At 58.8% G+C, this 24,054-nt stretch carries 22 protein-coding genes; 16 read left to right on the top strand and 6 right to left on the bottom strand.

Annotated elements, in window-relative coordinates; translation table 11 throughout:
• Window positions 1-4: 4 nt before the first annotated feature.
• Window positions 5-1,231 (bottom strand): zinc-dependent alcohol dehydrogenase, encoded by a 1,227-nt coding sequence (locus J2Y39_RS06030; protein WP_252869519.1) that lies wholly within the window; start codon window positions 1,229-1,231, stop codon window positions 5-7.
• 375 nt (window positions 1,232-1,606) lie between these two features.
• Here J2Y39_RS06030 and J2Y39_RS06025 point away from each other — a divergent pair, with 375 nt between their 5' ends.
• Both J2Y39_RS06025 and J2Y39_RS06020 read left to right on the top strand, forming a co-directional pair.
• Complete coding sequence (locus J2Y39_RS06025) at window positions 1,607-3,193, top strand: ABC-F family ATPase (RefSeq protein ID WP_016774693.1); 1,587 nt, start codon at window positions 1,607-1,609, stop codon at window positions 3,191-3,193.
• Window positions 3,194-3,475: 282 nt separating this feature from the next.
• Window positions 3,476-4,663 (top strand): MFS transporter, encoded by a 1,188-nt coding sequence (locus tag J2Y39_RS06020; protein ID WP_095179994.1) that lies wholly within the window; start codon window positions 3,476-3,478, stop codon window positions 4,661-4,663.
• A gap of 57 nt (window positions 4,664-4,720) precedes the next feature.
• On the opposite strand, the gene J2Y39_RS06015 is transcribed toward J2Y39_RS06020, so the two are convergent.
• Both J2Y39_RS06015 and J2Y39_RS06010 read right to left on the bottom strand, forming a co-directional pair.
• Entirely contained in the window at window positions 4,721-5,758 is a 1,038-nt protein-coding gene (locus J2Y39_RS06015) for a dienelactone hydrolase (protein ID WP_310215926.1), read from the bottom strand.
• Window positions 5,759-5,925: 167 nt separating this feature from the next.
• Window positions 5,926-6,537, bottom strand: coding sequence for an FMN-dependent NADH-azoreductase (locus J2Y39_RS06010; RefSeq protein ID WP_310215922.1), 612 nt, complete (start codon window positions 6,535-6,537; stop codon window positions 5,926-5,928).
• Window positions 6,538-6,663: 126 nt separating this feature from the next.
• Between J2Y39_RS06010 and J2Y39_RS06005 the strand changes: the two genes are divergently transcribed.
• Entirely contained in the window at window positions 6,664-7,572 is a 909-nt protein-coding gene (locus tag J2Y39_RS06005; protein WP_056785936.1) for a LysR substrate-binding domain-containing protein, read from the top strand.
• Entirely contained in the window at window positions 7,569-7,928 is a 360-nt protein-coding gene (locus tag J2Y39_RS06000) for an MmcQ/YjbR family DNA-binding protein (protein WP_110645259.1), read from the top strand. The genes J2Y39_RS06005 and J2Y39_RS06000 overlap by 4 nt, the downstream gene beginning before the upstream one ends.
• A 119-nt stretch (window positions 7,929-8,047) precedes the next feature.
• Here J2Y39_RS06000 and J2Y39_RS05995 read toward each other — a convergent pair whose 3' ends face one another.
• Window positions 8,048-8,476 carry a DUF1294 domain-containing protein gene (locus J2Y39_RS05995; protein ID WP_256809786.1) on the bottom strand — a complete coding sequence of 143 codons (429 nt, stop codon included), beginning with the start codon at window positions 8,474-8,476 and terminating at the stop codon, window positions 8,048-8,050.
• On the bottom strand, window positions 8,473-9,303 hold the full coding sequence (locus tag J2Y39_RS05990) for an undecaprenyl-diphosphate phosphatase (RefSeq protein WP_016774688.1): 831 nt from the start codon (window positions 9,301-9,303) through the stop codon (window positions 8,473-8,475). The genes J2Y39_RS05995 and J2Y39_RS05990 overlap by 4 nt, the downstream gene beginning before the upstream one ends.
• A 293-nt stretch (window positions 9,304-9,596) precedes the next feature.
• Here J2Y39_RS05990 and J2Y39_RS05985 point away from each other — a divergent pair, with 293 nt between their 5' ends.
• The 10 genes from J2Y39_RS05985 to J2Y39_RS05940 all read left to right on the top strand — a co-directional run bounded on the left by J2Y39_RS05985 (window position 9,597) and on the right by J2Y39_RS05940 (window position 20,237).
• Window positions 9,597-11,231 carry a methyl-accepting chemotaxis protein gene (locus tag J2Y39_RS05985; RefSeq protein WP_310215916.1) on the top strand — a complete coding sequence of 545 codons (1,635 nt, stop codon included), beginning with the start codon at window positions 9,597-9,599 and terminating at the stop codon, window positions 11,229-11,231.
• A 170-nt stretch (window positions 11,232-11,401) separates the two neighbouring features.
• A complete protein-coding gene (pnuC, locus tag J2Y39_RS05980) occupies window positions 11,402-11,965 on the top strand; it encodes a nicotinamide riboside transporter PnuC (RefSeq protein ID WP_310215913.1) in 564 nt (187 codons plus the stop codon).
• Window positions 11,962-12,486: an AAA family ATPase gene (locus tag J2Y39_RS05975; RefSeq protein ID WP_150635354.1), complete on the top strand. Its 525-nt coding sequence runs from the start codon at window positions 11,962-11,964 to the stop codon at window positions 12,484-12,486. The genes pnuC and J2Y39_RS05975 overlap by 4 nt, the downstream gene beginning before the upstream one ends.
• A gap of 331 nt (window positions 12,487-12,817) precedes the next feature.
• Entirely contained in the window at window positions 12,818-13,267 is a 450-nt protein-coding gene (locus J2Y39_RS05970; protein ID WP_056785923.1) for a hypothetical protein, read from the top strand.
• Window position 13,268: 1 nt separating this feature from the next.
• A complete protein-coding gene (locus tag J2Y39_RS05965; RefSeq protein ID WP_041479691.1) occupies window positions 13,269-13,841 on the top strand; it encodes a hypothetical protein in 573 nt (190 codons plus the stop codon).
• Between the two features lie 73 nt (window positions 13,842-13,914).
• Complete coding sequence (locus tag J2Y39_RS05960) at window positions 13,915-14,907, top strand: heme utilization protein (RefSeq protein WP_150635355.1); 993 nt, start codon at window positions 13,915-13,917, stop codon at window positions 14,905-14,907.
• A gap of 64 nt (window positions 14,908-14,971) precedes the next feature.
• Window positions 14,972-15,652: a C39 family peptidase gene (locus J2Y39_RS05955; protein WP_024012915.1), complete on the top strand. Its 681-nt coding sequence runs from the start codon at window positions 14,972-14,974 to the stop codon at window positions 15,650-15,652.
• 43 nt (window positions 15,653-15,695) lie between these two features.
• The gene (locus J2Y39_RS05950) at window positions 15,696-16,442 is read left to right on the top strand and encodes a hypothetical protein (protein WP_041479693.1); all 747 of its coding nucleotides are present in this window, start codon (window positions 15,696-15,698) and stop codon (window positions 16,440-16,442) included.
• Between the two features lie 45 nt (window positions 16,443-16,487).
• Entirely contained in the window at window positions 16,488-17,804 is a 1,317-nt protein-coding gene (locus J2Y39_RS05945) for a hypothetical protein (RefSeq protein WP_041479694.1), read from the top strand.
• Between the two features lie 222 nt (window positions 17,805-18,026).
• A complete protein-coding gene (locus tag J2Y39_RS05940) occupies window positions 18,027-20,237 on the top strand; it encodes a hypothetical protein (protein ID WP_310215906.1) in 2,211 nt (736 codons plus the stop codon).
• Between the two features lie 99 nt (window positions 20,238-20,336).
• Here the strand turns inward: J2Y39_RS05940 and J2Y39_RS05935 are convergent, their stop codons facing one another.
• Window positions 20,337-21,662, bottom strand: coding sequence for a sigma-54 dependent transcriptional regulator (locus tag J2Y39_RS05935; protein WP_041479695.1), 1,326 nt, complete (start codon window positions 21,660-21,662; stop codon window positions 20,337-20,339).
• Between the two features lie 520 nt (window positions 21,663-22,182).
• On the opposite strand from J2Y39_RS05935, the gene J2Y39_RS05930 reads away from it, so the two are divergent.
• Both J2Y39_RS05930 and J2Y39_RS05925 read left to right on the top strand, forming a co-directional pair.
• Window positions 22,183-22,449 (top strand): hypothetical protein, encoded by a 267-nt coding sequence (locus J2Y39_RS05930; RefSeq protein WP_095179983.1) that lies wholly within the window; start codon window positions 22,183-22,185, stop codon window positions 22,447-22,449.
• 264 nt (window positions 22,450-22,713) lie between these two features.
• Window positions 22,714-24,003 carry a hypothetical protein gene (locus J2Y39_RS05925; RefSeq protein WP_310215901.1) on the top strand — a complete coding sequence of 430 codons (1,290 nt, stop codon included), beginning with the start codon at window positions 22,714-22,716 and terminating at the stop codon, window positions 24,001-24,003.
• Window positions 24,004-24,054: the final 51 nt, after the last annotated feature.

The following is a 24,054-nucleotide window of genomic DNA, read 5'->3' as shown; positions in this document are numbered from 1 at the left end:
GGTTTCAGGTGGCCGGTACGAACGGCGTGGTTTCATCCAGCTGCGCCAGCGGAACATCGCTGCCACCCGGGGTCAGAATCACCTTGCGGCATTCTTCCTGCTTTTTATTGAAGATCTTGTAACCCTCGGCCGCCTGCTCCAGCGACAGCCTGTGAGTGATGATCGCTTCAGGCTGCAACTTGCCGGTTTCGATATAGCCAAGCAGCTCCGGGAGAAAACGCTGTACGTGAGTCTGGCCCATTTTGAAGGTCAGGCCCTTGTCAAAAGCATCGCCGAACATGAAGCCATGGATAAACCCGGCATACACCCCCGGAACGCTGACCACACCGCCACGGCGGACGGCGGCGATGCACTGGCGCAAAGCCTTGCCGCTGCTGCCTTCAAGCTTGAGTGTAGCCATGACCGTTTCGGTGGTGCTGCCCTTGGCTTCAAGGCCGACGGCATCGATCACGGCATCGACGCCGCGATGGCCGGGAGTCTGGCTGGTAATAGTGTCGGCCGGGTCATCGTCTTCATCGAAGTTGATCGGAATCACGCCGTAGGTGCGCTGGGCATAATCGAGGCGGTACTGGTGATGGTCGACCATGAAAATCAGCTCAGCACCGAGCATTCTCGCGCAGGCTGCGGTGAGCAAACCGACCGGCCCGGCGCCGTAGATCGCCAGACTCGAACCCTGTTTAACGCCGGCGTTGATCACCGCTTGCCAGGCAGTCGGCAGGATGTCAGAGAGAAACAGCACTTTCTCGTCCGACAGCGTGCCCGGTACCTTGAACGGGCCGGTATTGGCTTTCGGCACGCGCACCAGTTCCGCCTGGCCACCGGGAATTCCGCCATACATACGGCTGTAGCCGAACAGCGCTGCTGGCGGCGGAATCATTTTCTTGTTCAGCGCCGCGCCGGGGCCTTCGTTGGTGGTCTCGCAAGCGGCGTAAAGCTCTTGCTGGCAGAAGAAGCAATCGCCACAGGCGATCACGAACGGAATCACCACGCGGTCGCCGCGCTGCACGGCCGTGACGGCTGGCCCGCTTTCTTCGACGATCCCCATGAACTCATGACCGAAGATATCGCCGTGCTCGACGGTGGGTATCTTGCCTCGGTACAGGTGCAGGTCCGACCCGCAGATGGCGGTAGCGGTGACGCGCAGGATGATGTCGTCGGCGGCTTCAAGTTTCGGGTCCGGTACGGTTTCGACGCGCACGTCATGGGCGCCGTGATAGGTCATTGCTCGCATGGCTTGGTCCTCACTCGTTTGAACGAAAATGGCTGCTGCTCCACTTTCCGAAGTGAAAATGGCCGAGTGAGTTCATTCGGGTTTTCGAGATTTTGATCAGCGGATATCGGGGACTTCTCGGACGAGCCGATGCGTACGCCCGTTTGCCTGCCATATAACTGCCGTCTGAGTTATGCGACAATGCGCGCCAATGTCCAACAAGAACCCCGTACTCGTCGCTCAGCAGCTTGCCTTCAACGGCCCCAGTTGCGGACGGCTTATGCGCGTTGGCTCAACTCAAGCACAGACTGGGGGGAGCTGGAAAAGCTCCAGATTGGTACTCAGGTTTGTACCAGGCACCACAGACCAGCTCTAACCCATTGATAGGTAAGGTAATTGATCTCCACAGCTAACATCACGATGCAGTTTGGCGCCAAGCCGCTGTTCGAAAACGTTTCGGTCAAATTCGGCGCAGGCAATCGCTACGGTCTGATCGGTGCCAACGGTTGCGGCAAGTCGACCTTCATGAAAATCCTCGGCGGCGATCTCGATCCGTCCGGTGGCCAGGTCATGCTCGAGCCGAACGTGCGTCTGGGTAAGCTGCGCCAGGATCAGTTCGCCTACGAAGAATTCACCGTGATCGACACCGTGATCATGGGTCACGAAGAGCTGTGGAAGGTCAAGGCCGAGCGCGATCGCATCTACTCGCTGGCTGAAATGTCCGAAGAAGACGGCATGGCCGTTGCCGAGCTGGAAACCGAGTTCGCCGAGATGGACGGCTACACCGCCGAATCCCGTGCCGGCGAATTGTTGCTGGGTCTGGGCATTCCGCTGGAACAGCATTTCGGCCCGATGAGCGAAGTCTCGCCAGGCTGGAAACTGCGCGTGTTGCTGGCGCAGGCACTGTTCTCCGATCCGGAAGTGCTGTTGCTCGACGAACCGACCAACCATCTGGACATCAACACCATTCGCTGGCTGGAAAACATCCTCACCCAGCGCAACAGCCTGATGATCATCATCTCCCACGACCGTCACTTCCTGAACAGCGTGTGCACGCACATGGCTGACCTGGATTACGGCGAGCTGCGCCTGTTCCCGGGCAACTACGACGAATACATGACCGTGGCGACCCAGTCCCGCGAGCAACTGCTGTCGGACAACGCCAAGAAGAAAGCGCAGATCTCCGAGCTGCAATCGTTCGTCAGCCGCTTCTCGGCCAACGCCTCGAAAGCCAAGCAGGCCACCTCCCGCGCCAAGGCGATCGACAAGATCCAGCTGGCCGAGGTCAAGCCTTCCAGCCGCGTCAGCCCGTTCATTCGTTTCGAGCAGAACAAGAAGCTGCACCGTCAGGCGGTCATGGTCGAGAAAATGGCCAAGGGTTTCGATGGCAAGCCATTGTTCAAGGACTTCAGCTTCCAGGTTGAAGCCGGCGAGCGCGTTGCGATCATCGGCCCGAACGGTATCGGCAAGACCACCCTGCTGCGCACCCTGGTCAACGAACTGACCCCGGATGCCGGTAGCGTGAAATGGACTGACGCCGCTGAACTGGGCTACTACGCTCAGGACCACGCTCACGACTTCGAAGACGACGTCACCCTGTTCGACTGGATGGGTCAGTGGACCCAGGGCGAGCAGATGATTCGCGGTACTTTGGGCCGGATGCTGTTCTCCAACGACGAGATCCTCAAGTCGGTCAAGGTCATCTCCGGTGGTGAGCAAGGTCGCATGCTGTTCGGCAAGCTGATCCTGCAAAAGCCGAACGTGCTGATCATGGACGAACCGACCAACCACTTGGACATGGAATCGATCGAGGCGCTGAACCTGGCGCTGGAAAACTACCCGGGCACGTTGATCTTCGTCAGTCACGACCGTGAGTTTGTATCGTCCCTGGCCACGCGCATCATCGAGCTGAGCCCGAACGGCGTGACCGACTTCAGCGGCACTTATGACGACTACCTGCGTAGCCAGGGCGTCGTTTTTTAAGAGCAGCTTTTAGTTTCAAGCTGCAAGCTCCAAGTTAAAAGCCCTGTCCCTGTGACGGGGCTTTTTGCATTCGGCGTTTGGGAGTTGTGGGTGCGCAGATATTCGCGAGCAGGCTCGCTCCCACAGGGGAATGCATTTCAAATGTGGGAGCGAGCCTGCTCGCGAAGGGGCCGTCAGCAGCCCCATCAATCCCAAGGGAAAGTAGTTAGCCTGCTTTCTTTTATCCCGGCCCCGCGCCATGATGTCGGCAACTCTCCCACCGCCGCCCGCGAACGAGTGCTCATGTCTGCGCAGCCACTGCCACCGCAAAGCTCCCTGGCGATCACCCTGCAGATCGTCTCCATCGTTTTCTATACCTTCATTGCCTTTCTCTGCATCGGGTTGCCGATTGCGGTACTGCCCGGTTACGTCCATGAGCAACTGGGTTTCAGCGCGATCATTGCCGGGCTGGTGATCGGTTCGCAGTACCTCGCCACCCTGCTCAGCCGGCCAATGGCCGGGCGCATGTCGGATACCCTTGGCACCAAGCGGGCGATCATTTATGGCTTGTGGGGGATTGTCCTCAGCGGCGCGCTGACGTTGCTGTCGACCTTGCTGCAAAGTTTTCCGCTGACCAGCCTGTTGATCCTGATCGCCGGGCGCCTGCTGCTTGGCATTGCCCAAGGCTTGATCGGTGTCGGCACCATCAGTTGGTGCATGGGCCAGGTCGGTGTCGAGCACACGGCAAAATCCATCGGCTGGAACGGCATCGCTTCTTACGGCGCGATTGCCATTGGCGCGCCGTTGGGCGTGGTGATGGTCGCTGAATATGGCTTTGTCAGCCTTGGCATCGCGCTGTCGGCGTTGGCGGCAGGTGCGCTGTGGTTGATCCGCAACAAACCTTCGGTGCCGGTGATTCGTGGCGAGCGCCTTTCGTTCTGGGCGGTGTTCGGCAAGATTGCACCGTACGGCACCAGCCTGACGTTGGCCTCGATCGGCTACGGCACGCTGACCACCTTCATCACCCTTTATTACCTCAACCGAGGCTGGACCGGCGCGGCGTACTGCCTGACCGTGTTTGGCGTGTGTTTCATTCTGTCGCGGCTGTTGTTCATCTCGGCGATTGCCCGGTTTGGCGGGTTTGCCTCGGCCATCGTTTGCATGTCGGTTGAAACTGTCGGGCTGGTGCTGTTGTGGCTGGCGCCCTCCACTGCGTATGCGTTGATTGGCGCAGGGCTGGCGGGGTTTGGGCTGTCCCTGGTGTACCCAGCGCTGGGGGTTGAAGCGATCAAACAGGTGCCGAGTTCCAGCCGTGGTTCAGGGTTGGGGGCTTATGCAGTGTTCTTCGATCTGGCACTGGCGATCGCGGGACCGTTGATGGGCGCGGTGGCGTTGAATCTGGGCTATTCGTGGATTTTCTTCAGCGCGGCGTTGTTGTCGGTGACCGGGCTGGGCCTGACCTTGTTGCTCAAGCGTCGCGCTACCTCCTGAAACCACCGATCCCCTTGCACTCGTCAGCTCCTACAGGAATTGGTGGCGGTGATGAAGTTATTGATCCGCCGTCTGCATCCCCGCCCTGCTCGATTTACCCAGTGCCTGGGCAAAAAACCGTCCGGCCTCGGAGATCAGGTTGCGGTGAATATCCTCGCGATCCACCCCGTCGGCATCGGTACACAACGCCGGCATGGCGCGGATCTGCTCTTCGGTGCACGGCGCCATGAACACGAAGTGCCCTGCTCCGGCCAGCAGTTTGAAGTCCGGCGCGGTGGGCAGTTTGCGCGCCAGGGCCGCAGCGTTTTTATCGAAGGCCACCAGTTTGTCGCCGTCGCCGCTGTAGAGCAGCACCGGTACGTGCACATCGGCAAGGGTGTGGCGGCCGAACTTCAGGCTCAGCGGCGCCATCAGCAATAACGCGTGAACCCGTGGATCGGCCACTGGCTGCAGGTCATCGCGATCGACAATCAGCTCGCCCTGGGTGTTACAGGCGTCGTGATCGTCCGGACGTTCCTGGCAATAGCGGCGCAGACGATCCAGATCCGGTTGCGCCCCGGAAAGAATCAACGCGGTCTCGCCTCCAGCCGAATAACCGATCACACCAACCTGATCAGCATTGACGAACGGCGCCAGCATGATGTCGCCGAGCGTCGCGGTGATCGCTTGGGAAATCTGGATTGGCCGGCCGTAGAGATTGCTCAACGTGCCAAGTCGGCTGTGGTCGCGCCAGTTGTCGCCGGGATGAATCACCGCCACCACGACAAACCCCTTGCGCGCCAGCGAGGTCGCCAGATCATGCAAGGCCAGCGGCGTCCCGGTATTGCCATGGGAGAGCATCAACATCGGAAAGCGGCCGATCGCGACCTTGGTGTCTTCACCGGCCTCGACCGAGTAGCCCTCAAGCAAACTCATATGCTCACGGTCACTGGACGGGTAAAAAGCGATGGCGCGCATCGGTTGCAGATCGAGCGGGTCGAGAAAGGTCATCTCGTGATAACCGACGCTCCAGACAGGGTGCCGCCCCGGCGCGGCCTGCACTGAATTCAGGCTGCCCACCAGGCAAATCAGCAACAGTGCACAAAGATGCCTCATGAATGCCCCACCCTGTCGGACCACATCGTCGGATGTGCTGAAACTGCATAACCCGGGCCAGATTATGTAACAGCCAGAAACAAAAAACTCCGTAATCAGCCCTTGCGGAATCAGAATACAGAGTTTTTTGGGGATTGCCTGAACAGACGCTGTTCTTTACGCAAGCCTTACGCGGCGGCGAACAGTTGCTCGCTGATCTTCGCTTGCGCAGCGCTCATGGCGTTGTTGCGCACTTCTTCGCCATAGGCCAGACCTTCAGCGCGGACGATTTCGATATCGGTGATGCCGAGGAAGCCCAGTACCAGCTTCAGATACTCTTCGTGAGCGATGCCGCTGGCCTGACCGGCATGGATGCCACCAGAGGTCGACACAATCACCACTTTCTTGCCGCCGCACAGGCCTTCAGGGCCGGCTTCGGTGTAGCGGAACGTCTGGCCGGCGACGGCGACGCGGTCGATCCACGCTTTGAGCTGGGTTGGAACGGTGAAGTTGTACATCGGCGCGGCAATCACCACGGCGTCGGCAGCGATGAATTCGGCCAGGGTCGAAGCGCTCAGCTCGGCTTCGTGCTGTTGCGCAGCGTCGCGCAGTTCGGCGGTGGTGCCGGCGGCAATCAGCGTGGTCGACGAGAAGTGGCTGATCGCATCGGCGGCCAGGTCGCGGTAGGTAACCACGGCGCTCGGCTCGGCGGCTTGCCAGGCGTCGACGACTTGACGGCTCAACTGACGGGAAGCCGAGTTGTCGCCGAGAATGCTCGAATCGATGTGCAACAGTTTCATGTGGGTTCTCCTGAAAGAATCGCCGGCGGCGACGGAATGGAGACAATCCTACGCAACAAACCAATAGCTGATTAGTCGCCGACAATGCGATAGTTCGTCCCATTGATAGAACGACTGGAAACGCGCATGCAGGACCTCAACGATCTCTACTATTTCGCCAAAGTGGTCGAAGCCGGCGGTTTTGCCGCCGCCGGGCGCTTGCTCGGTATTCCCAAGTCACGGCTTTCGAGAAGAATTGCCGAGCTGGAAGAGCGCCTCGGTGCACGTCTGCTGCAACGCACCACTCGCCAACTGAGCCTCACTGCCGTGGGCGAACGCTATTTGCGCCACTGTCAGGCGATGCTGCTGGAAGCGGAAATGGCTGACGAGGCGGTGGCGAGCATGTCCAGCGAGCCTCGCGGGCGCTTGCGGGTATCGTGCCCGACCGGTCTTGCCCATGAAATGCTGCCGACGGTGATCAGCGATTTCCTCGGCAAGTTTCCTCAGGTGCAGCTGGAGGTCGTCCTGCTCAACCGCCGGGTCGATCTGGTCACCGAAGGCATCGATGTGGCGTTGCGTGTGCGCGATCACGGCGATGAAGACCCGTTGCTGGTCACCCGCCGCTTGCGGCAGGCGCAAGCAGTGGTGATCGCCAGCCCGGCGTTCATGCAAGGCAAGACCATCACTCATCCGCAGGACCTGAAAAACCTGCCGGTACTCGGCGCGCTGGAGGCCGACCGCATGGTTCACGTCCGTCTGCTCGATCAGCAAGGCAAGAGCGTCGATCTGAGCATGGAAGCGCGGCTGGGCATTGATGACTTCGTGGTGCGCAAGGCCTGCGTGCTCGCCGGTCAGGGCTTTACCGTGCTGCCGATGATGTTCTGCGAAACCGAATTGCGTAACGGCACACTGGTGCAAGTGCTGCCGCAATGGTCATTGCCTGGCGGCTGGCTGCAAGCGGTCTATCCGCACCGGCGCGGGGTAATGCCAGCGGTGCGTGCATGGATTGATCACCTGGTCGAATCGTTCAATGCCTGCGGGGACAGATTTCTATGAAACAGGGAAGAATGAGCGAAGCCGAAGTTGCCGAGTTTTGTCTTGCCCTGCCCGGCGCGCGGGAAGATTACAAATGGGGCGGCGTGCGGGTGTTCTCGATTGCCGGCAACAAGATGTTTGCCTTGCAGGGATTACGTGGGGATTCGCTGGCGTTCAAGGTCGACAAGGATCTGTTTCTCGGCCATTGCGACCGCCCGGGGATTCATCCGGCGCCGTATCTGGCGCGGGCGCAGTGGATCATCATGCACCCGCCCTACCCGCTGGGTGCCGAGGAATTACAGGGTTTGTTGCAGCGATCGCATCAACTGGTGGTGGGCAAGTTGCCTAAGAAAACCCAAATCGGCCTGCTTTTGTAAGCACGCAAATCCTGTGGGAGCGAGCCTGCTCGCGAAGGCGGTTTGTCAGGCGACTCATCAGCGAGGATGAGATTGCTTTCGCGAGCAGGCTCGCTCCCACAGGGGATTTTCGGTGGACGTTAGATCAGCGACAGCAGGTTTGAACCGAGGAAAATCTGGTCAATCCAGAACACCTGATGCAACAACACGATCACCCAGAACAGAATCTGAAACGACACCTTGCGCGTTTTGTGCCGGAACACCTGCTGCGCGATCAAAGCACCCGGCCAGCCACCCGCCAGTTCCACCGCATGCAGGATGTTTTCCGGCGTGCGCCAGGCATCGGCGCGGGCCTTGCGTTTGTCGGCCCAGTACAGAAAGAACGCCAGCACACTGACAATCCCGTACGCCGCCAGCGGCACCCGCGAGATGCCGCTGAGCCACATCGACAGCGAGCCGAACAGCGGCAGCGCGCAGACGATCAGCAACACCACAAGCTTCAATTTCAGATGCTGAACGCGGCCGCCTGTAGGTCGTCCCTCAGGGCGGCGCGTGCGCGGGTCATTCATGCCTTCGCTGCCGACCAATCCACCCAGCCGAACTGCCAGGTCGCCAGAATGAACAGGCCGAACGCAATCCGGTACCAGGCAAACGCTGCGTAGCTGTGGCTGCCAATGAACTTGAGCAGGCCGCGTACAGCGATCATGGCGAAGATGAACGCCGTGACGAAACCAATGGCGAACACCGGGAAATCCGCCGGCACGAACAGGTCGCGGTATTTGTAGCCCGAATACACCGCCGCACCGACCATGGTTGGCATGGCGAGGAAGAACGAGAACTCGGTGGCCGTCTTGCGCGACAGGCCGAACAGCAAGCCACCAATGATCGTCGAGCCGGAACGCGAGGTGCCGGGAATCATCGCCAGGCATTGCGCGAAGCCGATTTTCAGCGCGTCGGTCCAGCGAATCTCGTCGACGGTTTCGGCATGCACTTCATGCTGGCGCTGTTCGGCCCACAACATGATGATTCCGCCGATGACCAGCGCCGCCGCCACGGTGATCGGGTTGAACAGATATTCGTGGATCAGATCGGCAAAAATTACGCCGAGCACTACGGCCGGCAGGAAGGCGATCAGCAGGTTGGCGGTGAAACGCCGTGCGCTCGGCTGGGTCGGCAGGCCGATCACCACGTCGAGGATCTTGCGCCGAAATTCCCAGACCACCGCGAGGATCGCGCCGAGCTGAATGATGATGTTGAACGCCATGGCCCGTTCGCCGCCGAAGTTCAGCAAGTCGGCGACGATGATCTGGTGTCCGGTACTCGAAATGGGCAAAAACTCCGTCAGCCCTTCTACAACTCCTAGAATCAGTGCCTGCAAGGCGGTCCAAAGATCCATCAATCCCCCAAAGAGCGATGCACGCGGGCATGCCCCGATAGTATTTTTTCGTTCACTGCGTCCAGCGTAGCCGGTAAAAGCTGTAGCGATTGCGCGCGCACAGGATCCACACGAAACGGTAAAAATTCCGTGAAATATCAAAACCGGATTCAGGTTTTTGCGCGCGGGGCCGAAATCCTAACAGACAAGCCTCAAAAGCGCTCTGCGCGTTGGATGGTAGTCCCGGGCACTCAGCTGTGGCTGGATGCTGGCGATCGTTTACTACAAGAACAAGAATCCGGAGTGACAGCGTTATGAACAGCTTGCGCAGTGTGTCGATCAGCCGACGCTTGTGGCTCATCTTGATCGTGGCGGTGGTCATGTTGCTGACCTTGGGCGTGCTGATGCTCAAGCAGATCCATGACGACCTCTACCACGCCAAGGCGCAGAAAACCCAGCACGTGGTGCAGACCGCCAGTGGCCTGCTGACTTATTACCAAGGGCTGGAAACCGCTGGCACCCTGACCAGGGACGCGGCGCAAAAGCAGGCGCTGACCGCGATCCGTGGCCTGCGCTACGACCAGAGCGACTACTTCTGGATCAACGACCTCACGCCCGTGATGGTCATGCACCCGACCAACCCCAAGCTCGAAGGCCAGAACCTCTCGGCGATCCGCGACCCGGACGGCTTTGCGGTGTTCAACGAAATGGTCGCCATCGCCAAGGCCAAAGGCGCGGGCATGGTCAATTATCGCTGGCCGAAACCGGGGGCGACTGATCCCGTTGCCAAGACTTCGTACGTGAAATTGTTCGAGCCGTGGGGCTGGGTAATCGGTTCCGGTGTTTACGTCGACGATGTTCAGGCGGAATTTCAGGAACAAATGATCAAGGCGTCGGCGATCGGCCTGGCGATTGCGCTGATCATGGCGCTGCTGGTGATCCTGATCGCACGCAGCATAGTCCGTCCGTTGCATGAGACCGTGAATGCCATGGCGAACATCGCCAGCGGCGAAAGCGACCTGACCCGCAGCCTTGATACCCACGGCAAGGATGAGGTCACTGAACTGGCCCATCACTTCAATGCCTTCACCGCCAAACTGCGCCGAGTGATTGGTGATCTGCAGGTCTCGGCCAGCGCTTTGGGCCAGTCTTCCAGCGAGCTGGGTAACGATGCCTCGCAGGCGCAGCAGCGCAGTCAGCAGCAGTCGCAGCAGATGGAATTGGTGGCCACGGCGATCAACGAAGTCACCTACGGCGTGCAGGATGTGGCGAAAAACGCCGAACACGCCGCCGCAGAAATGCGCGATGCCGAAGCGCAGGCGCAACAGGGGCAGATCAATATTGACGGCAGCCTGCAACAGATCGACAAGCTCTCGGGCACGATCGATCAGGCGGTGGAAGTGATCCGCACCTTGGCAGCGGAGAGCACGCAGATTGGCAGCGTACTGGAAGTGATTCGTTCGATTGCCGAGCAGACCAATCTGCTGGCCTTGAACGCGGCGATTGAAGCGGCGCGTGCGGGTGAACAGGGTCGCGGGTTTGCCGTGGTCGCCGATGAAGTGCGCTTGCTGGCCCAGCGTACGCAGAAATCGACGGCGGAGATTCAGTCGATGATCGAGCGTCTTCAGAATCATTCGGAGGCTGCGGTGAAGGTGATCGGCGACAGCAGCAAGGCCTCGCAATTGACCATCGAACAGGCGGGACTGGCCGGGGCGAGCCTTAATGCGATTGGCCAGGCGTTGCGTAATCTCAACGGCCTCAATGCGTCGATTGCCAGCGCTACGCTGCAACAGGCGCAGGTGGTTGAGGACATCAACCAGAACGTCACCCAGGCGGCCGGGCTTTCCCATAGCACCGCGTTGGCGGCTGAGCAGTCGAGCGCGGCCAGTCTGCGACTTGGTCAATTGAGCGAACAGCTCAACGGGTTGCTGCGCCAGTTCCGGGTCTGACCCATAACCTGTGGGAGCGAGCCTGCTCGCGAAGGCGTCGGGCCAGTCAGTGGAAGAAGATGTCGACTGGACAGGCCCTTTCGCGAGCAGGCTCGCTCCCACAGGGTACTTCTGTGTCTGGGCGAATGCAGTACAATCCGCCCCCTTCTCAACTCCCCCAAGGATCACTCATGTCCGGGCTTGAACTGTTTGCCGCTGCCCTCGGTGTCATCGCCGTGTGGCTGACGGTCAAGCAGAATCCGTGGTGCTGGCCGATCGGGCTGGTCATGGTGTTGCTCTACAGCTGGATCTTCTTTGAGGTGAAGCTGTATTCGGACATGTTGCTGCAAGTGATCTACGCCGCGCTGCAGATCTACGGCTGGTGGCAATGGACCCGCGCCGGGACGATGCATGACGGTCGCCAGGTTACCCGCCTCGATGCACGCTCGATGGTGCTCGGCCTCGGCGTTGGGGCGATCGGCAGTGTGTTGCTGGGCGCGGCGATGGCGCACTGGACCGACGCCGCACAGCCGTGGCTCGATGCCGCGCTCACCGGTTTCAGTCTGGTCGCGCAACTGTGGATGGCGCAAAAACGTCTGCAATGCTGGGCGCTGTGGTTCGTCCTCGATGTGATCTTTGTCGGCTTGTTCATCTACAAAGGCCTGTACCTGACCGCCGCCCTGTACGCGCTGTTTACCCTGCTCGCCGTGCAAGGCTGGCGGGAATGGCGCGCCGATCCGGCGTTGCGCGCATGAAAGTCGTCGTTCTGACCGGCCCGGAATCCACCGGCAAAAGTTGGCTGGCGGCAGGGTTGGAGCAGCGTTTCGGCGGCGTGCGCGTTGATGAATATGTTCGTCGGTTCATAGAAGACAACCCACGCGACACTTGCCTTGCGGATATCCCTGATATCGCCCAGGGCCAGTTGCAATGGGAAGATCAGGCGCGCGCGAAACAGCCCCCACTGCTGATTCTCGACACCCACCTGCTCAGCAACATCCTCTGGAGCCAGACTTTGTTTGGCGCCTGCCCGGACTGGCTGGAAACCGAGTTACTGGCGCGCCATTACGACCTGCACCTGCTGTTGTCCCCACAACAGATCGACTGGACCGAAGACGGCCAGCGCTGCCAACCGGATCTTGCGGATCGCATGGCGTTCTACGAAGCCACCCGCGTTTGGTTGATCCAGCACCAACAGCCGCTGCAAATGATCGAAGGCAATTGGGCCGAGCGCCAGACGCAAGCCTTTGCGGCGGTCGAGCGTTTGCTGTCCAGATAAGCCGCCCGGCGGCTTTTAACGCAAAACTGTCCGTTTTTGAAACACTCCCGACCGCGCAAAGGCCCCGCCCAAGCGTCATTCATCATTGCGTCACGTGATCTGTTACGCCGATGAAACACCTCGGCGCAAACCCTTGTTCCAGAGCTTTCCGGCGCCCATTGCCCCGCAAGCGATCCGCCCTGTGTCTCAGCGCTGAAACAGTGCCCGCAACAGGGAATTTCCCAAAGCATGTAAGCCGTTGAAATAAAAAGATAATTCAAAACCGGCACAGCTTTCGCTCTCTCCTTCACAACGCTGAATAACCCAGCCCACTGAAGAAGGAATTGCAGCCGTGGGGAATTTCAATAAAGGCCTGACCTGCCTCCTGCTGATCGGATCAGCCGCCAGCGCTTTGATCAGCGTCAGCGCCCAGGCTGAAGGCAACGGCGTGATCGTCCTCAACCGCGACGTTCAACCCGTCGCGATCGGGCGCAATGGCGGCAAAGACCCCTATCCGACCACGGTCAACGCCAACCCTTCGGCGCGGATCAACCAGACCCTCAGCAGTACCGAACTCACTGACGGTGATTTCGCCAGTGTCGCCAGCGGCTCATCGATTCGCGGCAACATGACCACGCCCAGTTCCAACCTGCCCGGCATGAACACCCTGACCAATCAGAACGGCCTGCCCGGCATGCGTACTGGCAGCGGCGGTGGTTCTGGCGCCTCGATCTCCAACACGGTCAACCGGGCGATGAGTACCGGGCTGGCGCCTCTGACTCGCATGGCCGGAGGCCAATGACATGAATCGCACCCTGCTGCTTCTTGCCCTGCTCGGCTGCACCAGCGCCATGGCCGATTCGGCTTCAGTCAACAAGGCAAACATTCAGGATTCCGGCGCTCAGTATCGCGGCAACTTCAATGTCAACCAGGCTGCCGGTGACCAGATGCAACAAGCCAACACCAAGGCGATTGCCATCGGCACCGAAGCCCATGCCACCACCAGCGTCAGGCAAACCATCGACACGCCCGCCAGCCGCGCCATCGACGCGAGCGCCAACATCGGCGGCAACTCTTTCAGCAATGGCAACGGCATCCTCGGTGTTAACCAGGGCGCCGGTGCCAACAACCAAATGGCCAACGTTACGCGCGTCAGCATCAGTGCCGGCCCGCAGAGCGTTGACGACAGCGCCCTTTCACAACAGAACGTGGCGTTTTTACCGAGCTCAGGAGCAACTGGTACCTCAATCGGCAGTCGCCAGGTCACGACAAGTGATCAGGCCTTCACCGGCAGCCGCGGGGTAATCCAGGTGAACCAGAGTGCCGGGGTGGGGAACCGCATGGCTAACACCCTGAGCATCCGGGTCGCAGACTGACCCAAACAAAAAGCAGTGCAATTAGAAAAGTCCCAACACTTAACCAACTAATAAGCACGACGGAGAAACAACCATGAAACCTACAATGGCTCTCAAACCACTGGTTTTCGCACTCGCAGCAGTGATGGCAATGGCAGCACAGGCTGGCGGCCGTGGTGACAACAACGGTCATGGTAACGGGCACGGCAATGGTCACGGCCAGCCACAAGGTCCGAATCTTGAACAACTGCTGCAGATCACCGCAGGCGCCGGCGCCGCTGTACTTGACGCACAAAACAGCGACGGCAACGTGGTGAAAAACCAGGGCACCCTGAACAACGCCAATGCCAGCGACTCGCTCAACGGCTCCAACGGCAACATGGGTGCCAACGTGGCGGGCGGCGACGGCAACCAGCAGGACAACGCTGCTGCACTGGCCACCGCTGACGAAAGCTTCATCTTCGGCAATGCTGTTGCCGCCTCGAGCGCGACTCAGGTGAACACCAACAACTATGTGAAAAACTCTTCCACCTTCAACAACGCCAACCTCACCAATACTGGCAACAACGGTTCCGGCAACATCGGCATCAACGTGACCGCCGGCAACTTCAACCAACAGAAAAACAACCTCGCCATCGCCGTTTCCGGTGGTCGTGTAGCGCAGGCTGCCGCCTCTGCCAACCAGTCCTCGACTGGCCTGGTCGTGGAAAACAAAGGCGTGCAGGCTTACAAAACCGACACCCTTACCGGTACTTATGCAGCCGCTGGCGTGTTCAAAGCCAAAGGCACTGCGACCATCGAAGACGACAACGACCATGGTGGTTGGGGTAACCGTGGCGGCGGCCATGGTGGCAACGATGATCAGAAAGCCAAGTTCGAAGCCGTGGGTACTTTTGGCCTCGCTGGCGTCACCACCCAACAAGTGTTGACCAAAGATGGCTGGAAAACCCCTGTCGTCAACAACGCCAACATGACCAACTCGATGAACAACTTCTCCGGCAACGGCGGAGCCAACGTCTCGGCGGGTGTGGGCAACCAACAAAGCAACTCGCTGTCCATCGCCGCAGGTTGCAAAGCCTGCATGTAATCGCGATCGAAACGAAAGCCCCGGCAACGGGGCTTTTCCTCGGTTCCACAAGGCGTATTCGATCATGCGGACTCCTGCCCTCCTCGCTCTGCTTTGTCTGTGCGGCCTGACTCAGGCGGCCCAGATGCCCGTCGCTGCCCTGCCGGGTGGCGTGCTGGTCTACAAGGATGTGCAAAGCATTCGTGAGCGCAAGTTTGCCGACATCGTCGAACAGAAAACCGACTTCAGCTGCGGCGCTGCTGCACTGGCGACGGTCCTGCGCCAGGCCTATTGGCTCGACGTCGATGAGGAGCACATCATCAAAGGCATGCTGGTCAACGCTGACCAGGACCTGGTGCGAACCCAGGGTTTCTCCATGCTCGACATGAAGCGCTACGTAGAAAGCATCGGCATGCGTGCCCGTGGTTACCGGATCCCGCCCGAGAAACTCGAAGCGGTGACCATTCCGGTGGTGGTTCTGATGGACATTCGTGGTTACAAGCATTTCGTCGTCCTGCAGCGTTCGGACAAGGATTGGGTCTACATCGGTGACCCGGTTCTCGGCCACAAGCGCTACAAGCACGACGACTTTGTCAAAGGTTGGAACGGCATTGTCTTTGCCATCGTCGGCCCCGGTTACGACAAGGCCAACGCCTTGCGCAGCCCTCCGGTGCCGCTGACGGCGAAGAACTCGCTGGACAGTTTCAACCCGGTCAAAGATGCGGAATTGATGGATTTCGGGTTCATTCAGAGCGACTTCTTTTAATCGCCGAGTTAGAGAATGGGACTGGATGTCCCGGGAGCAGCAGATGAAAAGCTCATACTGGCTGGCCGCCGCCTGCCTGGCAGCGAGTGCGTCAGGTTTAGCCCATGCCGGATTCAAACCCATCGAAATCAAGGACCAGGAGCTCGCCGAGCTGCGCGGTCGTTACGTCATGCCGGGGCGGATCATCAGCTTCGGCATTGTCATGAGCAGCACCTGGCGCAACGCCAGCGGCGACTTGATCGGGGCCGCGACCTCGATGCAGATCCAGGCCGCAACCGTCAAACCGGAATTCTACGTCTCGACCATCAAGGAGTCGGGCAACGGCAGCGCCCTCACCGCAGGCACCGGCAGCGTAATCGGTGGCGCCGGCCTCAACAGCAGCCAGGGTGTGACGCAAAGCGTACGCGCCGCCGGCGATGGCAACACCGCCAACAACAACGTCGCGATCAACGTCAGCGAAGCCAGTCAGGCGCCGGCACTGGTGCCATCGCAAGGCCAGGCCCTTATCGCCGGACAAACCATTACTGGCAGCAACGGCGCCGGCAGTGTCGCGGTTTCGGCCAATGGTGGTGGCGTGCAAATGGCCATTCAGGCCAGCGGCAATCAAGGCACGGCACTGCAACAAGTCGCCCAGGGCGGGCTGCTGCAGAACACCCGATTGCTGGGCAGCGCCAACGTGGTCAACAACCTTACGCAACTCAACGTCGTACTGAACAATAACGGCAGAAGCGCCGGTGCACTGGATTGCAACCTGACCCAACTCGGGGCCCTACGCAATATCGGATATTGAACTACGCTGAGTCTCGATCATTGGGCTTAAAGGGACGGCTTATTCATGTATCGATCAGTATCACTGCGTGCCGCAGTGTGTTTGAGTACCCTTCTCCCGGCGGCAATGCTGCAAGCAGCACCCGACGCCGATGTAGAAGCCCTGAAACGGGAACTTCTGGAACTGAGACAACGATACGAACAACAACAACAAGCGCTGGCGGTACTTGAACAACGGGTCCGCCAGGTAGAAGAAACACCCGCGGCCCCACCGCCAAAACGACTGGCGAAATCGCCGTCCGACATGAAAGGCAATCGCGTCGCCGCCGGAGCCGCCACAGGCACCGGTGCGGCCGCTGCATCGGGAGGCGCCGCCGGGGGCAGCGGCGCTTCCTACGGTCAATCGCTGGCCGATGATTCACAACCGGCGCAAAGCGTTTCCAACCTGTATGACGAAGCCAGCGGTTTCTTTGGCGGCGGCAAGTTCAGCGTGGAAACCGGCCTGACCTATTCGCGCTATGACACCCGCCAGTTGATCCTGAACGGGTTCCTTGCGCTGGATTCGATCTTTTTGGGCAACATCAACCTCGACCGGATCAAGGCCGACACCTGGACCCTGGACCTCACCGGCCGCTACAACTTCGATAACCGCTGGCAGTTCGACCTGAACGTGCCGGTGATCTATCGCGAGTCGACGTATCAATCCGGCGGCGGCAACGAGGGCGCGGCTGGCGTAACAACAGAAGAAACCGTCACCAAGGATCCAACCATCGGCGACGTCAACTTCGGTATCGCGTACAAGTTCCTCGACGAATCGGTCAACACCCCGGACGCCGTGGTCACCTTGCGCGTCAAGGCGCCGACCGGCAAAGACCCGTTCGGCATCAAACTGCGCCAGACCGACGCCAACTCCAACCTGTTCGTCCCCGACACCCTGCCCACCGGCAACGGCGTCTGGTCCATTACGCCGGGTATCTCGCTGGTCAAGACATTTGACCCGGCGGTGCTGTTCGGCAGCCTTTCCTACACCCACAACCTCGAGGAGTCGTTCGACGACATCAGCTCTACGGTCAATCAGAAAAACCCGGGCAAGGTTAAGATTGGCGACAGCTTCCAGATCGGCGCCGGTATCGCCTTCGCGCTCAACGAGAAGATGAGTATGTCGTTCTCGGTCTCCGACCTGGTGCAACGCAAAAGCAAGCTGAAACAGGACGGCGGCGATTGGGAATCGGTAGTGTCCAGTGATGCCAACGCCGGTTACTTCAACGTCGGCATGACCATCGCAGCCACCGACAACCTGACGATCGTGCCGAACTTGTCGATCGGCATGACCGATGATGCCCCGGACTTTTCGTTCAGCCTGAAATTCCCGTATTACTTCTAAAAGCAAAAGATCGCAGCCTTCGGCAGCGCCTACAGTTCGTGTAGGCGCTGCCGAAGGCTGCGATCCTTTGATCTGTCGGCTTTTCGCTGCTGGTGCAACTCGCGACCACTTATCGGAAATACGTCCGCACCTGTCAGATCTGACAGGTGCGCCCTACCGCTGAATCCGCTTACATGACTCCAGCGCCTCGCACCTTGCAACAGGCCGTAACGGAGCATCGACATGAACCAGACGCCGGATGAAAACCGCATTCTCGCTCTGAATCCACCCTTTGTTTTGAAACAGGCCGTTTTGAAGGATGGGGGCTACGACGGTGGCATTTCGCTCGAGACCGTCGAAAATGATTTGCTGATCATCGTAGATCCGTGGGTAGGGATGGCGATGTATGACAACTGTAAAATGTATTTTGATGGCGTCGAAGTTGGGACAGTTCCGGTCGATGAAAGCAACTTGAATAAGCGGCTCGAATTCAAAGTCCCCAAGGGTCAAGTCACCAATGGCGAAGCACTGATCGTTTACACCGTACAGCGCTTGGGTCAGGACCCGGTCAGCTCCGAGCCGGTACGGCGTATGTGGGTCCAACTCACACAACCAGGTGGCACCGATAGCGACAGCGAAGAAGGCAACTCCGGCCTGATCTATACGCTTAGCCCGGATCCGTCCAATGGCGTGAATGAGGATTTGGCCCGGCGGGGAATCCGCATGAACATCGTACCCTATGAGAACATCGCCATCTTCGACACCATTCGGTGCCGTTGGGGTGATCAGGTGGTGACGTACTACCCGGTCACCAGAGAGCAGATCGACGATCCGGTCAACCATCCGATCTTCGCTACCTTCACCGAGGACGTCATCAGGGCGCAAGGCAACGGCAACAATATCGAAGTGAGCTATCAGGTCGTCGACCGGGTGGGTAATCTGCCGGATCCGAAGGCGCGGTGGGCGAAAATCACTTACGTCTCGGTGGATCTGAACAATCGCTTGCCGGCGCCGACGATCTGGGTCAACGGCCAGAACGTCACCACCATCGACCTGAAGGTACTGGGCACGAGCGATGCCGCTGCCCGGGTTTACTTCACAGGCGGCGACTACCAGGCTGGTGACAAGGTCGTCCTGACCTGGGCCGGTACGACGTCTGGAGGACAGCCCGTGACCGTCGGCCCGCTGGAAAAAACTGTCGACAGCGTGCCCGGCCATCACGACTTCCCGATCCCGAACGACAAGATCACAGCGATCGTCAACGGTTCGGCCAAGGTCGGCTTTCAGCTGCTGCGCGCCGGCGCACCTGCGCGCCCCTCCAATGACATTGTGATTGCGGTCACCGGCGAAGTCAGTCAGTTGAAACCGCCAACGGTTGTGCAGGCGCCCGATTACAGGCTGAACCCGAATCTGCATCAAAGCGGATTTACCGTGGTGTTTGACACTTCGACGTTTGGCGCCAATCACGAAGTGCAACTGGAAATCGCCGGCAGACCCGGCGCCGGCTCAGTGCCTCCCCAGCACAAGCCGGTGGCGGGACAATCGAAAGTGCAATTCGATATCGATTCTTCTATCACCGGGGCAAATCTGCAGCGCAGTGTGGAATTGAAATACAACTTGATCGTCAATGGCCAGCCGACGCCTGTGCAGAGCGTGACGTTGGTGATTGGCGAGTTGCTGCAATCGAGCATGCCGATGCCGAAACTTGCGGGTTTTGATGGTGAGGTGCTGGATGTTGGAATGCTCAACGATGACACGAAGGTTTTGTGTGAGGCTTGGCCATTTCAGCAGGCGGGATTACCGATCTGGTTAAGGTATGTGGAGACGTTCACGAGTGGTGGAGAGCGCGTCAAGGAGCAGTTTGTCGGGGCGGCGCATGATCAGGGAGGGGGGCTTGATTATTTGGCTGAGGTGGAGTGGTTGCGCGGGTGTAAGGCTGATTCGAAGTTGGCTGTTGTATTTAAGGTGGGATTGCATGCGGGGGCGGTTGAGGGTGAGGCCGTGGCGTGTCGGGTGAGGAGTTATGGGGTCAAGGCTGGGTTGGATGATTTGACTACGTTTGATAACTATCATTGGAACCATTGGGCAGTCCAATATGGAGAGGGCTCCCATCCAAGAATTTCCTTTATTGAAAATGAGTATTTTCTTGAATCAGTACCTGGCCCACAGGTGCGCAGTGCCATTCAGATCGTCAAGAGTTTCCAAGAAGTTGAAGAGGGCGACCAATATGAGTTGAGTTTTGATTATAAAAACACAGAACTGTGCGTTGTAATATTCAAGCAGAATAATGAAAAAACGCAGCTCAACGTACCCAGCTCTATGCTTTGGCAGTCTCAAAACTTTCGTTTTAATGCCGCAAAATACGAGACGCCAAAAACATTAATGTTATACCTTTATGTGGGGGGAGTTGTGGCGCAAACACGTATCAAAAATATAAGGTTGCGGAAATTTTAAAATCCAATCCTATTATGAAGCAAGATCAAACGCACTATATTGGATGTTTTGTGTGACACCCTAACAAAAACAATTGCATTTATATTCTGATTCTTGCACTCACCTAATCTGATGCTTATGCAACAACCGATAAAAAGTAGGCCGCGAAACCCCTAAAACTTTCGCGGCCACACTTAAATTATCACTGTGCCGGTTCAACACATCACACAACGCCTGCCGTTCCGCCCGGGTCTTGTAGTCTTCCAGCGTGCCCATCGGCGTGGCGATGGAATGCTGACTGATCAATCCCAAATCCCGCGCCTCGATTTGCCTCCCCTCCGCCAACACCAACCCACGCCTGACCCGGTTAGCCAGCTCGCGCACATTGCCCGGCCAGTCGTGCTTGCCCATGGCAATCAGCGCGTCTTCGCTGAAGCTTCTTGGTCGACGCCCGGTTTCATGGCTGTAGAAGTGCGAAAAGTGGTTGGCCAGCATCGATAGATCGCCGTGGCGCTCGCGCAATGGCGCGGTCACCACTTGCAGGACGTTCAGCCGGTAATAAAGGTCTTCACGAAAGCGCTTCTTCTCAATCGCCGCTTCCAGGTCAACGTGGGTTGCGGCCAACACGCGTACATCCACCGGTATCGGCTGACTGCCCCCTACCCGTTCAATATGCTTTTCCTGCAGAAAGCGCAGGAGATTGGCCTGCAATTCCAGCGGCAGGTCGCCGATTTCGTCGAGGAACAACGTGCCGCCATTGGCCGCTTCGATGCGTCCGACCTTGCGCTGGTGCGCGCCGGTGAACGCGCCTTTTTCGTGGCCAAACAATTCGGACTGAATCAAATGCTCTGGTATCGCCCCGCAGTTGATAGCTACAAACGGTTTGTTGTGGCGCTGGGATTGGCGGTGCAAGGTGCGCGCGACGAGTTCCTTGCCGGTGCCGCTTTCGCCGCGAATCAGCACGGGCGATTCGGTCGGGGCCAGTTTGCTCAGCAGTTTGCGCAGTTCGCGGATCGGCTTGCTGTCGCCGAGCAGTTCGTGCTCCGGCTGATCGACATGAATCGTACCCTGCCCGCGCAGGCGTGCCATGCCGAAGGCGCGGCCGAGGGTGACCTGTACGCGGGAAACGTCGAAGGGCAAGGTGTGGAAATCGAAAAACCATTCACAGACGAAGTCACCGACGTTCTGCAAGCGCAGGACTTCCTGATTGAGCACGGCGATCCACTCGGTGCCGCTGCGGCTGATCAGCTCTTTGACGGCTTCGGGTCGTTCCAGGTGGTAGGGCTGCAAACGCAGCAGGCCGACATCGCAGGCCCGGGATGCGGCGTTTTCCAGATTACAACTGTCGACATCCCAGCCTACGGCGCGCAATCCGGGCAACAGGCGATAACAGTCGTCGCAGGGATCGACCACCAGTAAACGTCTCGATGCAGGAGCTTCGCTCATGACTGTTCCTTGGCGCCAAATTTGATAAATGATCGTAAAAACAGTCATTTGGCAGACCCGGTTGTAACACTAGCAAGATTTTGACGGGGGCTTGTACCGATTGCTTATAGGCTGGGTATTAAAAGAGTTATAAGAAAGTTGGTTGTTAGTTAGCTATCGACTATTTGCGGTGAATCAAAGAGCTGCCCCTCACCCTAGCCCTCTCCCGAGGGAGAGGGCTAGGGTGAGGTATACGCGAGGTCAGCCGATCTGAAAGACCGAGCCGAACTCCAGTTTGAAAAGCCCACAACTCGGCTCCCTCTCCTCGGGGAGAGGGCTGGGGTGAGGGGTGAATTCAGCGCGGTGTTCGGACATGTGCAGGTTTAACGAAACGAACTTACGTTATGTAAAGAATCTGAAATTTCTTTGTTTCACTTGTGACCCGCCCCCCGGTTGCGTGCATCAGTACAAGTAACCAGCCGCACGGTAAGCCCAACCGACGGCACATCATTTGATTGGGCGCCAATAGAGAGAAGACCCCATGACTGCCCCGCTGCGTATCAACGAAGCTCTTTTGATTGCCAACCACGCGTTCAAGCCTTTTCAATGCGTTGCCTGGGCGCCACAAGACGGCAATGGCGAACTGAGCCTGACCGTCGTCGACCGCACCAACTCCCACATCGGTCGCAAACAGATCCCGAGCAGCGCCTACTCTGACCCGGCGCAACTCGAACAACTGCTGCAGCAGGCCCGCGCTGAGCTCAGCGAAGACGGCCACACACTGCAATCGTGGTCGATGCCACACTGATTACCGAACAAGGGCGGATGACGTTAAAGTCATCCGCCCTTGTTGTATGCGTAGTCGAACAATCAACGTAGTTGCAGTGCCGTTTCATCGAAAGTACTTGGCTCGCTTGCGAGTGGTTCAACAAGACACTGTTCTGGCACAGTGCGACCGTCCTTCTGTTAGTTCCCCCAGTTGTACTTCTCGCGGTTCAGGGATTGAATGTTTCGCTCGTGCAGTCAGCCTCCCAACCACTGGGTATCGGCTCAGGCACAAGGAGACGCGTGCATGTCCACCCTGAGCCCTTACGCGCTGCCTACTGCATGGACCGCCCCCGGTTCGCTCGACCCGACATTCGCCATTGGCGGTGTTGCGCAGGTGTACTTTGCCGGCAGTTTGTCCAGCCAGACCCAACATGTCACGCTCGATGCACAGGGTCGGATTCTGGTCGCCGCCAAGGTCGGTACATCCAAGGGGAGTCGTTTTGGCCTCGCGCGGCTGCTGGCCGATGGTTCGGCGGATTTGTCGTTCGGCTTTCAGGGCAGCGTGATCGGCAGTTTCGTCGAGGGTTTCGAAGCCAAGGCCGGCAAGGTTCAGGTGTTAGCCGACGGCAAGATTCTGCTGGCCGGCCTGCATTATGAAGACACCCAACGCACCCTGCCCGCCCTCGCCCTGTTCGATGCCAACGGCCAGCCAGACCGATTCTTCGGCGATGACGGTTTCCAGGTGGTGCGACTGCCCGGCGAGCTGTCCATGGGCACCCGCGACAACTGGTTGCCGCCGGGCGTGCCTGGCGTCGAAGCCTGTGACTTTGTGGTGGAGGAAGACGGCCGTATTCTGCTGATCGCCAACCATCATTTCAGCCTTGCCGACCACGCCGGCATATTGATCCGCCTGCAACCCGATGGATTTCTCGACGAATCATTCAACGGACGCGGATTTGTAGTGGTCCGCCACCTGCTGCTCAATACCTGGCTGAGCACGCTGTTGTTGAAGGAGGATGGGCGCATCGTCGTCGCAGGTTCCATCGACTTTCCTCAGCAAGGCCTGCTGGCGGTGTATCGGCCCGATGGCAGCCTGGACGAGCGCTTCGCCGTCGATGGCTTCATGGCCTTCAAGGCTCACGGCAACAGCGCTCAGGTCAGCCAGATTATTGAGTCCGACGACAGGCTTTATTGCTTCGGCAGCAGCCGCGATCCAATCCGCTGTTTGACGTTTGTCCTGCACGCCAACGGTCGACCGGACCTGCACTGTCATCATGGCCAGCCACAGGTGTTGGACATCGGCCCCAGCGGATGCCAATGGAACGCCGCCCAGCAAATGAGCGACGGCCGCATCGTCGCCGTGGGCGCGACCATCGGCGGAGTCGAAGCTGACTTCATGGTGGCGCGCTATCAACTCGATGGCAGCCTTGATCCAGCGTTCGGTGAGGGCCATGGCTGGTTGCGCACGCGACTGGGGCGAAGTCTCGATACCGCCAATTCACTGACCGTACATACTGACGGGGCGATTGTGGTAGGTGGCTATTCGCTGGATGGCAACTACCGGGCAATGGTTGCGCGTTATCTGAATCCATAGAGCATTCAACAGAATCGAGGTTATCGGCGACTTGATCTTCCTTGAAACATC

This window comes from Pseudomonas sp. 2957, from assembly GCF_031456345.1.
Taxonomy (GTDB): domain Bacteria; phylum Pseudomonadota; class Gammaproteobacteria; order Pseudomonadales; family Pseudomonadaceae; genus Aquipseudomonas; species Aquipseudomonas siliginis.
The sequence above is the reverse complement of the archived record's forward strand: the minus strand, read 5'-3'. Positions and strand labels throughout refer to the sequence as shown.

What these genes read in the sequence shown, in the direction of transcription:
- J2Y39_RS06030 (WP_252869519.1), bottom strand. Translation starts at nt 1,231, where the DNA reads ATGCGAGCAATGACCTATCACGGCGCCCATGACGTGCGCGTCGAAACC.
- J2Y39_RS06020 (WP_095179994.1), top strand. Translation starts at nt 3,476, where the DNA reads ATGTCTGCGCAGCCACTGCCACCGCAAAGCTCCCTGGCGATCACCCTG.
- J2Y39_RS06015 (WP_310215926.1), bottom strand. Translation starts at nt 5,758, where the DNA reads ATGAGGCATCTTTGTGCACTGTTGCTGATTTGCCTGGTGGGCAGCCTG.
- J2Y39_RS06010 (WP_310215922.1), bottom strand. Translation starts at nt 6,537, where the DNA reads ATGAAACTGTTGCACATCGATTCGAGCATTCTCGGCGACAACTCGGCT.
- J2Y39_RS06005 (WP_056785936.1), top strand. Translation starts at nt 6,664, where the DNA reads ATGCAGGACCTCAACGATCTCTACTATTTCGCCAAAGTGGTCGAAGCC.
- J2Y39_RS06000 (WP_110645259.1), top strand. Translation starts at nt 7,569, where the DNA reads ATGAAACAGGGAAGAATGAGCGAAGCCGAAGTTGCCGAGTTTTGTCTT.
- J2Y39_RS05995 (WP_256809786.1), bottom strand. Translation starts at nt 8,476, where the DNA reads ATGAATGACCCGCGCACGCGCCGCCCTGAGGGACGACCTACAGGCGGC.
- J2Y39_RS05990 (WP_016774688.1), bottom strand. Translation starts at nt 9,303, where the DNA reads ATGGATCTTTGGACCGCCTTGCAGGCACTGATTCTAGGAGTTGTAGAA.
- J2Y39_RS05985 (WP_310215916.1), top strand. Translation starts at nt 9,597, where the DNA reads ATGAACAGCTTGCGCAGTGTGTCGATCAGCCGACGCTTGTGGCTCATC.
- pnuC (WP_310215913.1), top strand. Translation starts at nt 11,402, where the DNA reads ATGTCCGGGCTTGAACTGTTTGCCGCTGCCCTCGGTGTCATCGCCGTG.
- J2Y39_RS05975 (WP_150635354.1), top strand. Translation starts at nt 11,962, where the DNA reads ATGAAAGTCGTCGTTCTGACCGGCCCGGAATCCACCGGCAAAAGTTGG.
- J2Y39_RS05965 (WP_041479691.1), top strand. Translation starts at nt 13,269, where the DNA reads ATGAATCGCACCCTGCTGCTTCTTGCCCTGCTCGGCTGCACCAGCGCC.
- J2Y39_RS05960 (WP_150635355.1), top strand. Translation starts at nt 13,915, where the DNA reads ATGAAACCTACAATGGCTCTCAAACCACTGGTTTTCGCACTCGCAGCA.
- J2Y39_RS05955 (WP_024012915.1), top strand. Translation starts at nt 14,972, where the DNA reads ATGCGGACTCCTGCCCTCCTCGCTCTGCTTTGTCTGTGCGGCCTGACT.
- J2Y39_RS05950 (WP_041479693.1), top strand. Translation starts at nt 15,696, where the DNA reads ATGAAAAGCTCATACTGGCTGGCCGCCGCCTGCCTGGCAGCGAGTGCG.
- J2Y39_RS05945 (WP_041479694.1), top strand. Translation starts at nt 16,488, where the DNA reads ATGTATCGATCAGTATCACTGCGTGCCGCAGTGTGTTTGAGTACCCTT.
- J2Y39_RS05940 (WP_310215906.1), top strand. Translation starts at nt 18,027, where the DNA reads ATGAACCAGACGCCGGATGAAAACCGCATTCTCGCTCTGAATCCACCC.
- J2Y39_RS05935 (WP_041479695.1), bottom strand. Translation starts at nt 21,662, where the DNA reads ATGAGCGAAGCTCCTGCATCGAGACGTTTACTGGTGGTCGATCCCTGC.
- J2Y39_RS05930 (WP_095179983.1), top strand. Translation starts at nt 22,183, where the DNA reads ATGACTGCCCCGCTGCGTATCAACGAAGCTCTTTTGATTGCCAACCAC.
- J2Y39_RS05925 (WP_310215901.1), top strand. Translation starts at nt 22,714, where the DNA reads ATGTCCACCCTGAGCCCTTACGCGCTGCCTACTGCATGGACCGCCCCC.